The 15,445-nt window shown below is 57.1% G+C and carries 11 protein-coding genes and 2 pseudogenes; 3 read left to right on the forward strand and 10 right to left on the reverse strand.

Annotation, left to right across the window (positions count from 1 at the left end; all coding sequences use genetic code 11):
- Positions 1-6 precede the first annotated feature (6 nt).
- A complete protein-coding gene (locus tag K5E40_RS25660; protein ID WP_221733223.1) occupies positions 7-2,697 on the forward strand; it encodes a DEAD/DEAH box helicase in 2,691 nt (896 codons plus the stop codon).
- Between the two features lie 101 nt (positions 2,698-2,798).
- Here the strand turns inward: K5E40_RS25660 and K5E40_RS25665 are convergent, their stop codons facing one another.
- The 6 genes and pseudogenes from K5E40_RS25665 to K5E40_RS25690 all read right to left on the reverse strand — a co-directional run bounded on the left by K5E40_RS25665 (position 2,799) and on the right by K5E40_RS25690 (position 9,962).
- Positions 2,799-5,141 (reverse strand): DEAD/DEAH box helicase, encoded by a 2,343-nt coding sequence (locus K5E40_RS25665; protein ID WP_409339149.1) that lies wholly within the window; start codon positions 5,139-5,141, stop codon positions 2,799-2,801.
- A 955-nt stretch (positions 5,142-6,096) separates the two neighbouring features.
- Positions 6,097-6,729 (reverse strand): annotated as a pseudogene (locus K5E40_RS25670) (S-methyl-5'-thioinosine phosphorylase); the annotation flags it as partial.
- Positions 6,730-7,892, reverse strand: a protein-coding gene (locus tag K5E40_RS25675; RefSeq protein WP_221733225.1) for an IS3 family transposase whose coding sequence is annotated in 2 segments (ribosomal slippage) — positions 6,730-7,637 and positions 7,637-7,892 — 1,164 coding nt in all. Because the reading frame shifts where the segments join, the coding sequence is not laid out codon by codon here.
- A 63-nt stretch (positions 7,893-7,955) separates the two neighbouring features.
- Positions 7,956-8,072: pseudogene (locus tag K5E40_RS25680) on the reverse strand (S-methyl-5'-thioadenosine phosphorylase); the annotation flags it as partial.
- A gap of 13 nt (positions 8,073-8,085) precedes the next feature.
- Complete coding sequence (gene nagZ / locus K5E40_RS25685; RefSeq protein WP_221733250.1) at positions 8,086-9,084, reverse strand: beta-N-acetylhexosaminidase; 999 nt, start codon at positions 9,082-9,084, stop codon at positions 8,086-8,088.
- A 170-nt stretch (positions 9,085-9,254) separates the two neighbouring features.
- Positions 9,255-9,962, reverse strand: a complete 708-nt coding sequence (locus K5E40_RS25690) for a TetR/AcrR family transcriptional regulator (protein ID WP_100847815.1) — start codon at positions 9,960-9,962, stop codon at positions 9,255-9,257.
- Between the two features lie 229 nt (positions 9,963-10,191).
- Here K5E40_RS25690 and lexA point away from each other — a divergent pair, with 229 nt between their 5' ends.
- Both lexA and sulA read left to right on the forward strand, forming a co-directional pair.
- Positions 10,192-10,800: a transcriptional repressor LexA gene (gene lexA / locus K5E40_RS25695; RefSeq protein ID WP_003226590.1), complete on the forward strand. Its 609-nt coding sequence runs from the start codon at positions 10,192-10,194 to the stop codon at positions 10,798-10,800.
- 10 nt (positions 10,801-10,810) lie between these two features.
- Positions 10,811-11,284, forward strand: a complete 474-nt coding sequence (sulA, locus tag K5E40_RS25700; protein ID WP_221733226.1) for an SOS-induced cell division inhibitor SulA — start codon at positions 10,811-10,813, stop codon at positions 11,282-11,284.
- A gap of 95 nt (positions 11,285-11,379) precedes the next feature.
- On the opposite strand, the gene K5E40_RS25705 is transcribed toward sulA, so the two are convergent.
- The 4 genes from K5E40_RS25705 to K5E40_RS25720 all read right to left on the reverse strand — a co-directional run bounded on the left by K5E40_RS25705 (position 11,380) and on the right by K5E40_RS25720 (position 15,373).
- Positions 11,380-11,613 carry a hypothetical protein gene (locus K5E40_RS25705; RefSeq protein ID WP_221733227.1) on the reverse strand — a complete coding sequence of 78 codons (234 nt, stop codon included), beginning with the start codon at positions 11,611-11,613 and terminating at the stop codon, positions 11,380-11,382.
- 106 nt (positions 11,614-11,719) lie between these two features.
- Positions 11,720-12,244 (reverse strand): DUF6586 family protein, encoded by a 525-nt coding sequence (locus K5E40_RS25710; protein WP_221733228.1) that lies wholly within the window; start codon positions 12,242-12,244, stop codon positions 11,720-11,722.
- Between the two features lie 144 nt (positions 12,245-12,388).
- Positions 12,389-15,022: a type I DNA topoisomerase gene (gene topA / locus K5E40_RS25715; protein ID WP_221733229.1), complete on the reverse strand. Its 2,634-nt coding sequence runs from the start codon at positions 15,020-15,022 to the stop codon at positions 12,389-12,391.
- Between the two features lie 114 nt (positions 15,023-15,136).
- A complete protein-coding gene (locus K5E40_RS25720) occupies positions 15,137-15,373 on the reverse strand; it encodes a DUF1653 domain-containing protein (protein WP_042560169.1) in 237 nt (78 codons plus the stop codon).
- Between the last annotated feature and the right edge of the window lie 72 nt (positions 15,374-15,445).

Consider the following 15,445-nt stretch of genomic DNA (forward strand, 5'->3'; position numbering starts at 1 on the left):
GTCCTTATGTCCGCCCCCTTAAGTAAACCGTTGGCACCCTCCTGGGTCAGCCGATTCAAGGAACAGAGCCTGGAGCGTGGCCGCCGCTACGCCCTGGAAAACCGGGTACGCATCGCCCAGGTCGGCGATGCGACCATCACCGCCAGTTGCGAAGGCTCTGGCGGTAACGTCTACCGTCAGACCATTCACCTGCGCGAGTCAGCCAAAGGTACCTTGCTGTTGGTGGACGCCGGGTGTACCTGCCCGGTTCGCATCAACTGCAAACACTGCGCAGCGGTGCTGCTGCACATCCAGGAAACCCTCGACTTCCCCGCCGCCGCCAAAGACGCCGAACTGCTGGAAAAACTTCAAGCCGTACTGGAGAACCGCAGCCCCAAAGCCCCGCCGCAAGTGCTGATCGACAACGTGCAACCGCTGCCACGCCTGTGGCTTGCCAGTGTCGAGTTCAGCGCTTTCGAACCGCGTAACGGCAAGATGCAGCGCTATATTCAGCATCGTGCGGCACTGTCTTTCAGTTATCTGGACGAATACGTCAGCGGGCAGAAAAACAGCGACATCCTGATTCGCCAGGAAACCCAAACGCTGCGGATAAAACGCCACCCGGAAGTCGAACAGTCCTACCGCGAACAGTTACGAATCCTCGGCTTCCGTATCGCCACGCGACAAAGCAAAGCCTTGCCGGAAAGTGCTGGCGAACTCTATGAGATGGTCAACGACAGCGCCTGGCTGACCTTCACCCTCAATGATCTGCCGAAGCTGCGCACACACGGCTGGGAATTACAGATCGACGAAGAGTTCGGCTTCGACCTGACCGCCGTGGACGACTGGTACGCCACCGTAGAGCAGGCGCCAGAGCGCGACTGGTTTGATCTGGAACTGGGGATCATCGTCAACGGCGAACGCCTGAGCCTGTTGCCGATCCTGCTCAATCTGATGCGCTCCCATGCTGAAATCCTCAATCCGGAGCGCCTTGCACGCCGCCGCGATGACGAGCTGATTCTGGTCAATGTCCCGCAACGCAACAGCGAACACGGGCCGCTGCAAGTAGCGCTGCCACTGGGTCGATTGAAACCGGTACTCGCGACACTGGGCGAGTTCTATTTGCAGGAACCAGGGGAAACCACCCTGCGCCTGAGCAAGGCCGACGCCACACGCTTGAATTCGCTGGAAGGCATTCCGCTGCTTTGGGAAGGCGCAGAACAGATCCGCACCTTTGCCCAACGCCTACGTGACATCCGCGATTTCAGTGCACAAGCACCAGAGGGATTGAACGCGACGTTGCGCCCCTACCAGCTCGAAGGCTTGAGCTGGATGCAATCGCTGCGGCAACTGGAGGTCGGCGGGATTCTTGCGGACGACATGGGATTGGGTAAAACCCTGCAGACACTGGCGCATATTCTCAGCGAGAAAAATGCCGGACGCCTGAACCGCCCGTGCATGGTGGTGATGCCCACCAGCCTGATCCCGAACTGGCTCGATGAGGCAGCACACTTCACACCGCAACTGAAAGTGGTGGCCCTGTACGGAGCCAGCCGCAAAAAGCTTTTCGATCATTTGGCCGACTATGACCTGATCCTCACCACCTACGCGCTGCTGCCCAAGGACATCGAGCGTCTGGCGCAACAGCCTTTGCACGTATTGGTGCTGGACGAAGCGCAGTACATCAAGAACCCAAACAGCAAAGCGGCTCAAGCAGCGCGCGAACTGAACGCTCGCCAGCGCCTGTGCTTGAGCGGTACGCCGCTGGAAAACCACCTCGGCGAGCTGTGGTCGCTGTTCCATTTCCTGCTGCCCGGCTGGCTCGGCGACGTCAAAAGCTTCAACGCCGATTACCGTGTACCGATCGAAAAGCGCGGGAGTGAAGTCAGACTTCAGCACCTCAACGGTCGGATAAAACCGTTTTTGCTGCGCCGCACCAAGGAGCAGGTTGCAACTGAACTGCCACCCAAGACTGAAATCATCCACTGGGTCGATCTCAACGAAGCCCAGCGCGATGTGTACGAAACCATGCGCTTGGCCATGGACAAAAAAGTTCGCGACGAAATCACCCGCAAAGGCGTGGCACGCAGCCAGATCATCATTCTTGAAGCATTACTCAAGCTGCGTCAGGTCTGCTGCGATTTGCGCCTGGTCAACGATGCCACCCTACCCGCCCGCGGCAGTACCTCAGGCAAGCTCGACAGCTTGATGGAAATGCTGGAAGAGCTGTTCGAGGAAGGTCGACGGATACTGCTGTTTTCGCAGTTCACTTCGATGTTGTCATTGATTGAAGACGAGCTGAAAAAACGCAATATCTCTTACGCTTTGCTGACCGGGCAGACCCGGGATCGACGTACGCCGGTGAAGGAATTTCAGAGCGGCAAGCGTCAGATTTTTCTGATAAGCCTGAAGGCCGGTGGTGTTGGTTTGAACCTGACGGAAGCGGACACAGTGATTCACTACGATCCATGGTGGAACCCGGCGACCGAGAATCAGGCGACTGACCGTGCGTACCGGATCGGCCAGGAGAAGCCGGTATTCGTCTACAAGATGATCGCCCGAGGCACGGTGGAAGAGAAGATTCAGCACCTGCAGAAAGAAAAATCTGACCTGGCGGCGGGCGTGCTGGATGGGCGCAAGGCGGGGGACTGGAAATTGCAGAGCGATGATATTGAAGCGCTGTTTGCGCCGTTGCCGGATAAGCTCGAGAAACGCTAAGACTGTCGGCGTCAGTCGGGCAGTTTATGCTCCCACACGGGATCTGTAGTGCTCACAAATCCAGGTTGGGAACAGCGGGGCAATACTGCAAGGTTCAGCTATCAACTCCTGGGGGCAGGCAGCGGCGCAAAAAGTGCCTCAATATCGCTTTGCTCCAGCTTCCAGCCGCCAGTGGTACCGCCTTCAAGCACCGCACCGGCCAACGCCGCTTTCTCCTGCTGCATCGCCTGTATTTTTTCTTCCACCGTGCCTCGGGCAATCATCTTGTAGACGAACACCGGGTTGTTTTGCCCAATCCGGTAGGCACGGTCTGTCGCCTGATTTTCTACCGCAGGGTTCCACCACGGGTCGAAATGGATGACTGTGTCCGCCGCTGTCAGGTTCAAACCTGTGCCGCCGGCTTTCAAACTGATCAGAAACAGCGGCACTTTACCGCCCTGAAAGTCTTTCACCGGTGTACGCCGATCCGTCGTTTCGCCGGTCAGCAGCGAATAGCCAAGACTACGCTGCTGCAACTCCTGCTCGATCAGGGCGAGCATCGAAGTGAATTGTGAAAAGAGCAGAATTCTGCGGCCTTCACCGAGCAGCTCTTCGAGCATCTCCATCAGACTGGACAGTTTTCCACTGCCGGAGCGAAGGGTCTTCGGCGTCAGCGGCATTTTGATCAACCGCAGATCGCAACAGACCTGGCGCAGCTTGAGCAAAGCGTCAAGGATAATGATTTGACTGCCGCCTACTCCGCTGCGGGCAATTTCCTCACGCACCTTCTTGTCCATGGCCACGCGAACCGTTTCATAAACGTCTCGTTGACCATCGCTCAGATCAACCCAATGCACAATTTCTGTTTTTGGCGGCAACTCGGTCGCCACCTGGTCTTTCTTTCGACGCAACAGAAACGGCTTTATCCTGGCCGTCAAATGTTGCATACGCTGGGCATTGCCGTGTTTTTCGATGGGCGTACGGTAGTCGCGATTGAACGATTTGCTATCACCAAGCCAGCCGGGCAATAGAAAGTGAAACTGAGACCACAGCTCGCCCAGGTGGTTTTCCAGTGGGGTACCACTCAGGCACAACCGCTGGCGAGCCTGCAGATCACGGGCCGCCTGAGCAGCCTTGCTGACTGGATTCTTGATGTTCTGCGCCTCATCGAGAATCAGCACACTCCACATCTGCGGTTGCAGAACGTCAAGGTCTCGCGACAGCAGCGCGTAGGTCGTCAGTACCAAATCGTAATCGGCAAGGCAGGCAAAATCCTTTTGACGCGTCGCGCCATGCAGCACCAACACCTTCAATTGCGGAGTAAAACGCTGTGACTCATCCAGCCAGTTGGGTATCAGGCTTGTGGGCATCACGACGAGCGCCGGATGATCGAGCCGTCCCGCCTGCTTTTCCGTGAGTAGATGCGCCAGGGTTTGCAGGGTTTTCCCCAATCCCATGTCATCGCCAAGAATACCGCCAACCTCCAGCTCGCGCAGGGTTTGCATCCAGTTCAGACCTTCGAGCTGGTAGGGACGCAACTGCGCCTTGAGACCGGCGGGTGCAGCGACGTGAGCATGCGTCGACTCACGCAATCGCTTTGCAAAAGCGCGCAATCGATCACCCCCTTGCCAGTCGAGCGACACGCCCTCCAGCAAACTCAGACGCGCAGCATCGGGAGCACTCAAGCGCAACGCATCGCCCTGATGATTGCCCAGATACAACTCAGCAAGCGTGGCCATCAGCGGCTTGACCCTGCCATAGGGTAGCGCGACTTTTGTAGTTGCACGGGAAGCGAGGCGACCACCTCCCAGCTCGATCAAGAGTTGCTCATCATCGCTGCGCTGACCCAGGCTGGAGGGCTCGAGCAACTGTGGCTGGCTGCGTAACAAATGCAACAGGATCGGCAACAGGCTGTACCGCTCGCCGTTGACGACAATACCTAGCTGCAGATCAAACCACTGATGCCCGGACTCCTCCTCGACTTCTGCATACCACTGCTCCACAGGCTGCAAATTGAAATGAAAGCCAGGGCTGATATCGATTTGCCAGTTAGCCTCGCGCAACACCGCGAGTCCATCCTGCATAAATAATAGCCAGGCCGAATCATCGGGCAGGGCGAACATCTCGCCCGGACGGTCAATACTGCTTTTACGCGTGGCCTTTTTAAAACCTTGCTTCGTCAAGAGCTGGCGCAAGGCTTTCTCGGCGGCGGGTTGGCGTTGAATACGCTGAGTTTCAGTACCACTGAGGACCAACACTTCCGGATTTCTGTCCGTTGCTGGATGTCCGTTGTAGGTAAACGCCAATGCCGCCCGATGCTCCGGCTCATATTGCCAGCGCGCATAACGCTTGCCACTGGCGAGAGTGAGATGAGCCTTGGGCAGAACGTTGTCGATAACACGATCAGTGAGGGCGTGCGGCGGAGCAACCTGGGTCACAGCGCCCATGCGATGGCTAAACTGCATCGACTGACGAGCCGGAATTTCCGGAGCCAGCGTCAAATGACAAGCCAGTTTCTCATCCAGGTCGCTAAACAGAGGGCCGATCTGATGCCGCTCGCGGTCAAGATAGTAAAGAGGCTCCACAGCCAGTGGCGACTCCACCGCGGCTTCGTCACTGCTCCACTGAGAACGGAAACTGCCGTTTGGCTGCTCGGCCCAAGCAAAACGCCCCACTCTCCTCACGCCTTTGGTTAGAGGATGCAACACTTCAAAATCCAGAAAGAGTCGTGAGGTATTCAACAACATCTCAAGCAATTCAGCGCCACTGCTACCCTCCAGAGGATAGCCGCTGTAATACGCATGATGGGAGTGCATGGCAACCAACAGCCTGGCAATGCGCAAGTCCAGTTCGGATAAGTAACCAGGTTGGCGGATCAGCAAGTCCGACAGCGAATACAGCGACTTGATATCGCGCAACTCGCCACTCTTTAGCTGATAACCCTTGAAAATCTGTACCAGCCACTTCCCTGTAGCAGGGGTTGCCTTGAGTTTGTAAAACAGCCGCGTACTCGCCGCTTGCGCCAGTTCCCCGCCAGGCTTTGTCGCCGCGGGTATATCGGCGAGCCAACGCTCCAACTCACGATTGAGTTGAACCGGAGCGCGACTGTCGGATGGATTAACGGGCACTTCCTCCTTCAGGTGGTAAATAGCCGCAGCGCAGTGCTTGCAATAAAGCATGACGGGGCAAGAGCAAGAGCATTCGAGCCGCCAATGCCCCCCCGCTTTGACAAGCTCAATGACTTGCTCATACACCTCAATCCCAGAGCCGACACACGAAGCGACGACCCTTGAGTCGTCGATCTGAAGGATCGTTAGCCGATCCTCGTCCGCATACTTCAGAGCCCTGTCCAAAGTGCGCTGGCTGAACACATCTTCCCAAGGCAGAGCATCCAGTCGCTCAACTATAGTAGCCACGCCGTCAACCCGCCAAAACGCGTGACAGGATCGACTTCACCGCCCCCATCCCGTCCTGTAACGCCTGCTCGATCTGGGCCATGGTGATGACTTCAGTGGTCTTGCCCGCCGCCGGGTTCACCACCAGTGCCAGACAGGCGTAGTCCAGATCCAGCTCACGAGCCAGCGCCGCTTCCGGCATACCGGTCATGCCGACGATGTCGCAGCCATCACGCTCCAGACGGACGATTTCTGCGGCAGTCTCCAGGCGTGGGCCTTGCGTGCAGGCGTAAACGCCCTGATCGCTGTATCCGCAGCCTTCGGCGGTTAACGCAGCAATCAATTGCTGACGCAGAGGCTCGCTGTAAGGAAAGCTGAAGTCGATGTGGGTAACCTGCTCCAGATCATCAGCGAAAAAGGTGTGCTCGCGGCCGCTGGTGTAGTCGACGATCTGATGCGGCACGCAGAAATACCCGGTGCCCATCGCAGGATGAATCCCGCCCACCGCATTAACCGCGATGATCGCCTCAGCACCGGCCTGCTTCAGCGCCCAGAGGTTCGCGCGGTAGTTGACCTTGTGCGGCGGGAGGCGGTGCGGATGGCCGTGACGGGCGAGAAACAATACTTCCTTGCCAGCGTATTCGCCAACCTGTAGTGGTCAACTAATCCCGGACACGACGTTAAGTTTTTTCTCGGCCTGAGCCGGCGTTAGCCCGCCATTAAATTGATGAGGCCGTATCCAGTTGTAGCGATGCATCAAATAATGACTGATGTCTCGTTGTGCCTGCTGAACCGACATATAACCCACTGAAGGTATCCACTCGGTTTTCAAGCTGCGAAATACTCGCTCCATCGGCGAGTTGTCGTAACAATTGCCCCGGCGACTCATGCTCTGGCTGATGCGGTACCGCCACAGACGCTGACGGAAGTGGCGACTTCCATATTGCGATCCCTGATCCGAATGAAACAGCAGCCCTTGAGGCTTCCCGCGTTGCTCATAGGCCATATCCAGTGCTTTGGTGACCAAGTCAGCATCCGGGTTTCCTGATAACGCCCAGCCCACTATCCGGCGAGCATAGAGATCCATAACCACGGCCAGGTAGTGCCATTTCCCTTGCGCCCAGATGTAGGTGATGTCACCGCACCAAACCTTGTTTGGCTCGGGAACATCGAATTTACGATTCAGTGTATTTGGAATGTCAGGCCGCTCGACCGTTGCTTTTTTGTAGGCATGCGAGCCAGGCTGCTTGCTGATCAACCCCAGTTCCCGCATCAAGCCTCGCACCTTGAAACGCCCGATCTGCTCGCCATCATCCTGCATCATCGACACGATACTTCGGCTGCCAGCAGCGTTTCGGCTCTGGGTGAACAGTTCGTTGACTCGACTGCGTAATCGAATTCTCTCAACGCCCGGAGAACGCCGCCTGAGGTGATGGGTGTAGTAAGTCGAACGGGTGATTTCGAACACCTCGCACAAGCAGTCAACAGGTTCATGGGCGCTTAGCTGATGGATCAGTGCGAACGCTCGAGATCTTCCGACATCAAGAGCGCGGTAGCCTTTTTTAATATCGATTTCTCTCGTTCAAGACGGGCGATTCGGGCTTCCAGTTCCTGGATCTTTTGCTGCTCTGGGGTGAGCGCCTTGCTCTGCGGGGTGACGCCTGTGCGTTCCTGCAGAAGCTGACTGACCCAACGGCGCAGGGCCGACTCGCCAATGCCGAGTGAACGACTGGCTTCGATGCAGCTGTAATTTTGTTTGAGTACGAGGTCAGCAGCCTCGCGTTTGAATTCAGCGGAAAAGACACGACGTTGCTTGGTCATCTGACACCTCGATATGGCGAGCATTCTCGCCTAAATGAGTGTCCGGTTTCATTAGACCACTACAACCTGCACGTCCGCCGATGGCGCGCCGTAAGGCGTGTCCACCGCCAGCGACTGACGAATGCTCAAGCCTTCTAGCTGGGTCAGGCCGGTGCCACCGATGATTGCGTAAACCGTCATAACGGAAAAACCCTTAATCAATCAGTTGAGCATCTTTCAGCGCGCCGATAGCCGTGAGCCAGCGCGGATCCTGACGATAATCGGTGCTGGCGAACGCCTTGCCGCGCATCCGCGCAATACGGGCGGACGGCTTGACCTTCATGCGTTGTGCAGCGCTCAGCGCCAACTCGGCCGCAGCGCGGTCGTTGCAGACCAGGCCCATGTCGCAACCGGCACTGAGTGCGGCCTCAATGCGGCTGGCGGCATCGCCGACCACATGGGCGCCGGCCATCGACAGGTCGTCGCTGAAGATCACACCGTCGAACTGCAACTCGCCGCGCAGAATTTCCTGCAACCAGCGTCGGGAGAAGCCAGCAGGCTGTGAGTCGACTTGCGGGTAGATAACGTGGGCGGGCATGACCGCGGCCAATTGTTTGCTGAGTCTTGCAAATGGCACAAGGTCGTTGGCGCGGATCTCGTCGAGGCTACGCTCGTCGTTCGGGATCGCCACATGCGAATCGGCTTCCGCCCAGCCATGACCGGGAAAGTGTTTACCGGTGGCCGCCATACCGGCGCTGTTCATGCCGCGAATGAAGGCACCGGCCAGTAATGCGGCACGCTCGGGATCGCCTTCGAACGAGCGCGTGCCGACAACGGCACTGCGCTGATAATCCAGATCAAGTACCGGGGCAAAGCTCAAATCGAGTCCGACCGCCAGCACTTCCGTGGCCATGATCCAGCCACACTGCTCGGCCAGATATTCGGCATTCGGGTTGTCAGCAATGGCGCGCATGGCCGGTAGACGGACAAAGCCCTGACGCAGACGCTGGACGCGACCGCCCTCCTGATCCACGGCCAGCAGCAGGTCGGGACGTATGGCGCGAATCGACGCGCTCAGCTCGCGCACTTGACGTGGATGCTCGATGTTGCGGGCAAAAATGATAAGGCCACCTACTTCAGGCTGACGCAACAATTGGCGATCTTCAGGCGTCAGCCAGGTACCGGCGACATCCACCATCAACGAGCCTTGCAGGCCAGCAGTCATAGAGATTCCTTGAAAACAAAAAAACCGATCCACATGAAATCGCCACCGAGGGCGGTGCCCGGCAGGTCGGCGATATCTTTGGAGAACGGGTTCAGAACGAGAGTTGGCATGGGCGGCTAGCTTAGCGGATACAAGCTGCCGCGCCCACCCGTGCGCGGTTAAACCTTGGCGGCTACCGGCGTTGATTTACTGCGCGGACGCAGTTGCGCGGTGGCCATGGCCGCGTCCGTGACGCCGGTTTCGGCGCGCATGCCCGCTGCGAGGAACGGCACCATCAGGCGCATGACCTGCTCAATTGAAGTGTTGACGCCGAAATCGGTTTCGGCAATCGCACGCAAGGCCTTGATGCCGGACATACTGAACGCGGCAGCACCAAGCATGAAGTGCACGCGCCAGAACAGCTCAATCGGAGGAATGCGCGGCGCTGCCTCGTTGACCAGCAGCATATAGCGGCGGAATACCTTGCCGTACATGTCTTCAAGATAACGACGCAGGTGACCCTGGCTCTGGCTGAACGCGAGGCCGAGCAGACGCATGAAGATCGACAGGTCGTTGCCGCTGCGTGGCTGAACCACCAGCGCCTGCTCGACGAGGATTTCCAGCAACTCTTCAAGGGTTGGTTTGTTTTCAGGCTTGGCCTGACGCCGCTCCAGCTCTTTATCAAGGCTCGTGCAAAACGGTCCGAGGAAGCGCGAGAAGACCGCTTGAATCAGCGCTTTCTTCGAGCCGAAATGGTAATTCACCGCTGCCAGATTGACGCCGGCCTTGCTAGTGATCAAACGCAATGAGGTTTCAGCGAAACCTTTCTCCGCGAACAACTGCTCGGCAGCATCAAGAATGCGTTCAACGGTTTCCGACTGGGCCATGGCTACTCCGCCTGACAAACACTTGTTTGAAACATACGTTTCAGCCTGTGCCTTGTCAAGCCTGCCAGTTCGTTTTGGGAATGGTCGGTCAGCTATTTAACCACACAAGACCGATGCATTAATAAGCAGGCCTGCCGACCGTCCGGCGCCCTGCAAAAAAACGAGCATTGCCAAGACCGCTTCACTGTATATAATCCCAGTCACTGTATAAAAAGACAGAGCGATCAATATGCTAAAGCTGACGCCACGCCAAGCCGAGATTCTGGCCTTTATCAAACGCTGCCTTGAAGACAACGGCTACCCGCCGACCCGCGCGGAAATCGCTCAGGAACTGGGTTTCAAGTCGCCCAACGCAGCGGAAGAACATCTCAAAGCGCTGGCTCGCAAGGGTGCCATCGAGATGACCCCTGGTGCATCCCGTGGCATTCGCATCCCCGGTTTCGAAGCCAAAGCCGACGACTCGACCCTGCCAATCATTGGCCGAGTCGCTGCCGGCGCACCGATCCTCGCCCAGCAGCACATCGAAGAATCCTGCAACATCAATCCTGCATTCTTCCACCCTCGCGCCGACTATCTTCTGCGCGTGCACGGCATGAGCATGAAGGACATCGGAATTTTCGATGGCGACCTTCTGGCCGTTCACACCACCCGTGAAGCGCGTAATGGCCAGGTTGTCGTCGCCCGCATTGGTGATGAAGTAACCGTCAAACGCTTCAAGCGGGAAGGCAGCAAAGTCTGGCTGATTGCAGAAAACCCTGAGTTCGCCCCCATCGAAGTCGACCTGAAAGATCAGGAACTGGTTATCGAAGGCTTGAGTGTCGGCGTAATCCGCCGTTAAAGGAGGCTTTATGCAGTTCCCACATACCCCTCAACAGACTCAACTGCCGTTATTCGAAGCGTTTCTGACGCAACCGATGGCGCCGATCCTAAACGAAGTGGTCGAGCGCCCATGGAATGCCGAACCGGAAGTATTCAGTGAGCTGTCACTGCGCGGTGCCACCGGGAACTGCCTGAACCTGCTGGCTCCGATCCTTCGCGAACTGAGCGATGATCAAGACGCACGCTGGCTAACGCTGATTGCACCACCTGCCAGCCTGACCCAATCTTGGTTGCGAGATGCAGGACTGAACCGCGAGCGCATTCTATTGCTGCAACCGAGGGGCACTCAAAGTACTCAGCAACTGGCGTGCGAAGCCTTGCGCCTGGGGCGAAGCCACACCGTCGTCACCTGGCTCAATCCACTGAACACGGGTTCACGACAACAACTGATCAGTGCTGCACGCAAGGGCGACGCCCAGAGCCTGAATATTCGATTGGGTTAACTGGCTGGTTGCGCGCGCTGTTTGAAGCGCCGGGCTTCTCCAAGGATAGAGAAGCCGATCTGAAGCGGTAGGATAAACAGGAAAGCAGACGGGGATCAATGAAGAACCCGCGGCCCCTCTTCCTTGTCAAAATCACCCTCAATCATCCGACCCGCCATCTGCACGCCGACGCTCAGCATCGCCTTGGCGATTTCTACATGCTGGCCCTGCAGGAATGTCTTGGCATCCTCGGAGAAATCCAGAGTCACCAGAGAACCCTCGTCCTCAGCCCTGCGCAGTTCGATTCGGCCGTCGGGTAACTCGACAATTTCTAGAAAGGACGTTGGCATATAGGTCTGTTCTCCACGAAAGGCAGGGATTATATAGACATCATTCAGGCTTCGCTCGGGATCTTGACCAGCAGCATGTTTCAGATTGCCGCCGCATCAATCTCCCTCAGCACTCATTCAAGCCTTCGCGAAAACGAATCGCCAGACCTTTCAGGTTCTGCCGCCAGCCCTCCAACTCATCTCGACTCAACTCATCTGGTGCCTCTTCTTCATCCAGATTAACCGCCTGGATCAGCGGCCGTGTCACATCTCCCTTGGGTTTGCGCGGTACCCTCGGCGGCTGGAACAACGCCGAATGCGCTGCTAGCAGTTTGGCCAGCCAGGTTTGCGAATTGCCCGCCAACTCAACCATTTCAGCCAGTTCGGGGATAGCAATCGACTCTAGCACTTCGCGCGTCAGCAGCATCTCCGCCCGCGGCGCATTAGCCTGCGGCAGACGGTAGAAACCGGCGATTTCATGGCAAAGCCCCAACAAGGCACCGTAGAGGTGAAACAACGCCGATTCACGTCCGGCCTGAATCAGCGCCAGAGAATTCATCGCCCGCCCCTCTTCAGCTCGAGCCAGAGTTTCCAGCGACAGGCCGGCAAAATAGATCTTCTGATTGGTACGGGTATAGAGTTCGTGGGCCATGACGGCAGCCTCCACAGCGAAATAATTGCTTCACAAAGGCCGAACAGTGTCGTGGATCAGCCGATCCCACCGCAAGCACAAAACAAAAAGGCCGCATGAAAACCCGTGGGTTCTCATGCGGCCTTTTCAGTGTGTGGCTAACGCCTACTCAGCCTTGGCTTTTGCGCTGCGCTTGTCTTCAACCGCCCACTTGCCACCGTCGTAGTAAGCCTTCCAACCGGTAGGTTTGCCGTCGACCTCGGTCTGCACGTATTGCTCCTTGGTCTTGCGGCTGTAGCGGATCACCGCTGGCAGACCATCAGGATCCTTCTGCGGCGCTTCACACAGGAAGTGATACTTCGGATCAATCTCGCTCTTGTGCGGCAGAATCTCGATCACCAATGGAGCACGAGTCTCACGGTTTTTCGGGAACTGACTGGCCGCCAGGAACAGACCGGACGCACCGTCGCGCAGGATGTAGGTGTCGTTGACCTTTTCGCACTTCAGCTCAGGCATCTTCACCGGATCCATCTTCGGCGGCGCCGCGTCACCGCTTTTGAGCAGTTTGCGCGTGTTTTTACAGGTCGGGTTGGTGCAGCCGAAGAACTTGCCGAAACGGCCGGTCTTGAGTTGCATCTCGCTGCCACACTTGTCGCACTCAAGGCTTGGACCTTCATAGCCCTTGATGCGATAGCTGCCTTCTTCGATTTCGTATCCGGCGCAATCCGGGTTGTTACCGCAGATGTGCAGTTTGCGTTTCTCATCGAGCAGATAAGCGTCCATCGCAGTGCTGCAAATCGGGCAGCGATGCTTGCCACGCAGTACCAGCGACTCCGACTCACCCTCGTCGTCCGCAGCGATTTCATCGCCCGGCACCAGGTTGACAGTAGCCTTGCAGCGTTCTTTTGGCGGCAGGCTGTAACCCGAGCAACCAAGGAACACACCGGTCGAAGCCGTACGAATTTGCATCGGACGGCCGCAAGTCGTGCACGGGATGTCGGTCATGACCGGCTGATTGGCACGCATTCCGCTTTCAGGATTCTCAGCTACTTCGAGTTTCTTCTTGAAGTCGCCGTAGAACTCGTCCAGCACGCTCTTCCAGTCACGCTCGCCCTGAGCCACGTCATCAAGGTTCTCTTCCATGCCGGCGGTAAAGCCGTAGTCCATGAGATTGGAGAAGCTCTCCGACAGTCGCTCGGTAACGATGTCGCCCATTTTTTCCGAATAGAAACGACGGTTGTGCAGCGTCACATAACCGCGATCCTGAATAGTCGAAATAATCGCCGCATAAGTTGAAGGACGACCGATGCCGCGCTTTTCCATTTCCTTCACAAGGCTGGCCTCCGAGTAACGGGCCGGCGGCTTGGTGAAGTGCTGGGAAGGATCGAGCTTGATGAGCTTCATCACATCGCCCTGCGCCATGTCAGGCAGAACGTCGTCATCGCCAGGCTTGGCAATTTGCGGCATAACGCGGGTGTAACCGTCGAACTTGAGGATGCGGCCCTTGGCACGCAACTCGAAATCACCCGCCCCAACGCTGACGGTAGTCGACAGATATTGCGCCGGCAGCATCTGGCAGGCCAGAAACTGGCGCCAGATGAGCTCGTAGAGGCGCTCCGCGTCACGCTCCATGCCTGCAAGCTTGCTCGGCGTGGTGTTGGCGTCGGACGGACGAATGGCTTCGTGAGCCTCTTGTGCGCCTTCCTTGCTGCTATAGACGTTTGGCGTTTCCGGCAGGTACTTCTTGCCGAACTCGTCTTCGATGTAAGTACGCGCCATCGTCACGGCATCAACCGAGAGGTTGGTCGAGTCAGTACGCATATAAGTGATGTAGCCCGCTTCATACAGACGCTGAGCCATCATCATGGTCTTCTTCACACCGAAGCCCAGACGATTACTCGCAGCCTGCTGCAGGGTGGACGTGATGAATGGAGCAGAAGGCTTGCTGCTGGTCGGCTTGTCCTCGCGCTTGACGATGCTGTAGCTGGAAGACTTGAGCTTCTCCAGCGCCGCCATGGCCTGGGCTTCGTTCAGCGGCTTGAAGGCCTCGCCCTTCTCACGCGCAACGTCAAAACGCACGGTCGAACCTTTGGTAGTGCCTAAATCGGCGTGCACTTCCCAGTATTCCTCAGGGTTGAAGGCACGGATTTCGCGCTCGCGCTCGACCACCAGCTTCACCGCAACCGATTGCACACGACCGGCAGACAGGCCACGGGCGATCTTGGCCCACAGCAGCGGCGAAACCATGTAACCAACCACGCGATCGAGAAAACGACGCGCCTGCTGGGCATTTACACGATCAATATCCAGTTCGCCGGGCGCCGAGAAAGCTTCCTGAATCGCTTTCTTGGTGATTTCGTTGAACACCACTCGCTTGTAGCGGCTGTCGTCACCACCGATGGCTTCGCGCAGGTGCCATGCAATGGCTTCCCCCTCGCGATCCAAGTCGGTTGCGAGATAGATGGTGTCAGCATCTTTGGCAAGCCGGCGCAGCTCTTCGATCACCTTCTCTTTACCTGGGAGGATCTCGTACTTGGCTTTCCAGCCATGATCGGGATCGACACCCATACGCGAGACGAGCTGCTTGCGCGCTTTCTCTTTCGGTGTGAGCACCGGACCTTCGCCTGCGGCAGCCTTGCCGCGCTTGGCGGCTGGCTCTTTGCTGGCGCTAGCCGAACCGCTGGTGGGCAGGTCTCGGATATGGCCGATACTCGACTTCACCACGTATTGGTTACCCAGATACTTGTTGATGGTCTTGGCCTTAGCCGGGGATTCCACAATGACCAGCGATTTGCCCATGGATCAGAAAATTCCTGAATTCTAGAAGTGAAAGGCGGTTGGCGCCTGACGCGGCACCGCTATATATAGTTGATACAAGGTGAGGTCAAGCACAGGGTGCTGCGCGCACTCGCCTCATGCCTTGGAAAAAAGGCTCGGTTCGGCTTGCACCAAAGCAAAGCGTGGCACCTGCTCGCCGTCAACCTCGACTGACTCGAGAAACATACTCAAAGGGCGCACCCAAAAGCCGTAATCGCCATACAGGGCTTGGTAAAAGACCACTTCTTCTTCGGTCTCGGAATGCCGTGCAACATTGAACACACGGTACTGCGGACCTTTGTAATGTTGGTAGAGCCCAGGTTGTATCGGCATGCTTCGGCCCTCACTCAAATTTTTTCAAAAAAAAACAAAATAAATCCACAAAAACAAAAACCGGGGCACTTG

Origin of the sequence: Pseudomonas baetica, from assembly GCF_019733355.1 — a bacterium.
Taxonomy (GTDB): Bacteria; Pseudomonadota; Gammaproteobacteria; order Pseudomonadales; family Pseudomonadaceae; genus Aquipseudomonas; species Aquipseudomonas baetica_A.

What these genes read in the sequence shown, in the direction of transcription:
- K5E40_RS25660 (WP_221733223.1), top strand. Translation starts at nt 7, where the DNA reads ATGTCCGCCCCCTTAAGTAAACCGTTGGCACCCTCCTGGGTCAGCCGA.
- K5E40_RS25665 (WP_409339149.1), bottom strand. Translation starts at nt 5,141, where the DNA reads ATGCAGTTTAGCCATCGCATGGGCGCTGTGACCCAGGTTGCTCCGCCG.
- K5E40_RS25690 (WP_100847815.1), bottom strand. Translation starts at nt 9,962, where the DNA reads ATGGCCCAGTCGGAAACCGTTGAACGCATTCTTGATGCTGCCGAGCAG.
- lexA (WP_003226590.1), top strand. Translation starts at nt 10,192, where the DNA reads ATGCTAAAGCTGACGCCACGCCAAGCCGAGATTCTGGCCTTTATCAAA.
- sulA (WP_221733226.1), top strand. Translation starts at nt 10,811, where the DNA reads ATGCAGTTCCCACATACCCCTCAACAGACTCAACTGCCGTTATTCGAA.
- K5E40_RS25705 (WP_221733227.1), bottom strand. Translation starts at nt 11,613, where the DNA reads ATGCCAACGTCCTTTCTAGAAATTGTCGAGTTACCCGACGGCCGAATC.
- K5E40_RS25710 (WP_221733228.1), bottom strand. Translation starts at nt 12,244, where the DNA reads ATGGCCCACGAACTCTATACCCGTACCAATCAGAAGATCTATTTTGCC.
- topA (WP_221733229.1), bottom strand. Translation starts at nt 15,022, where the DNA reads ATGGGCAAATCGCTGGTCATTGTGGAATCCCCGGCTAAGGCCAAGACC.
- K5E40_RS25720 (WP_042560169.1), bottom strand. Translation starts at nt 15,373, where the DNA reads ATGCCGATACAACCTGGGCTCTACCAACATTACAAAGGTCCGCAGTAC.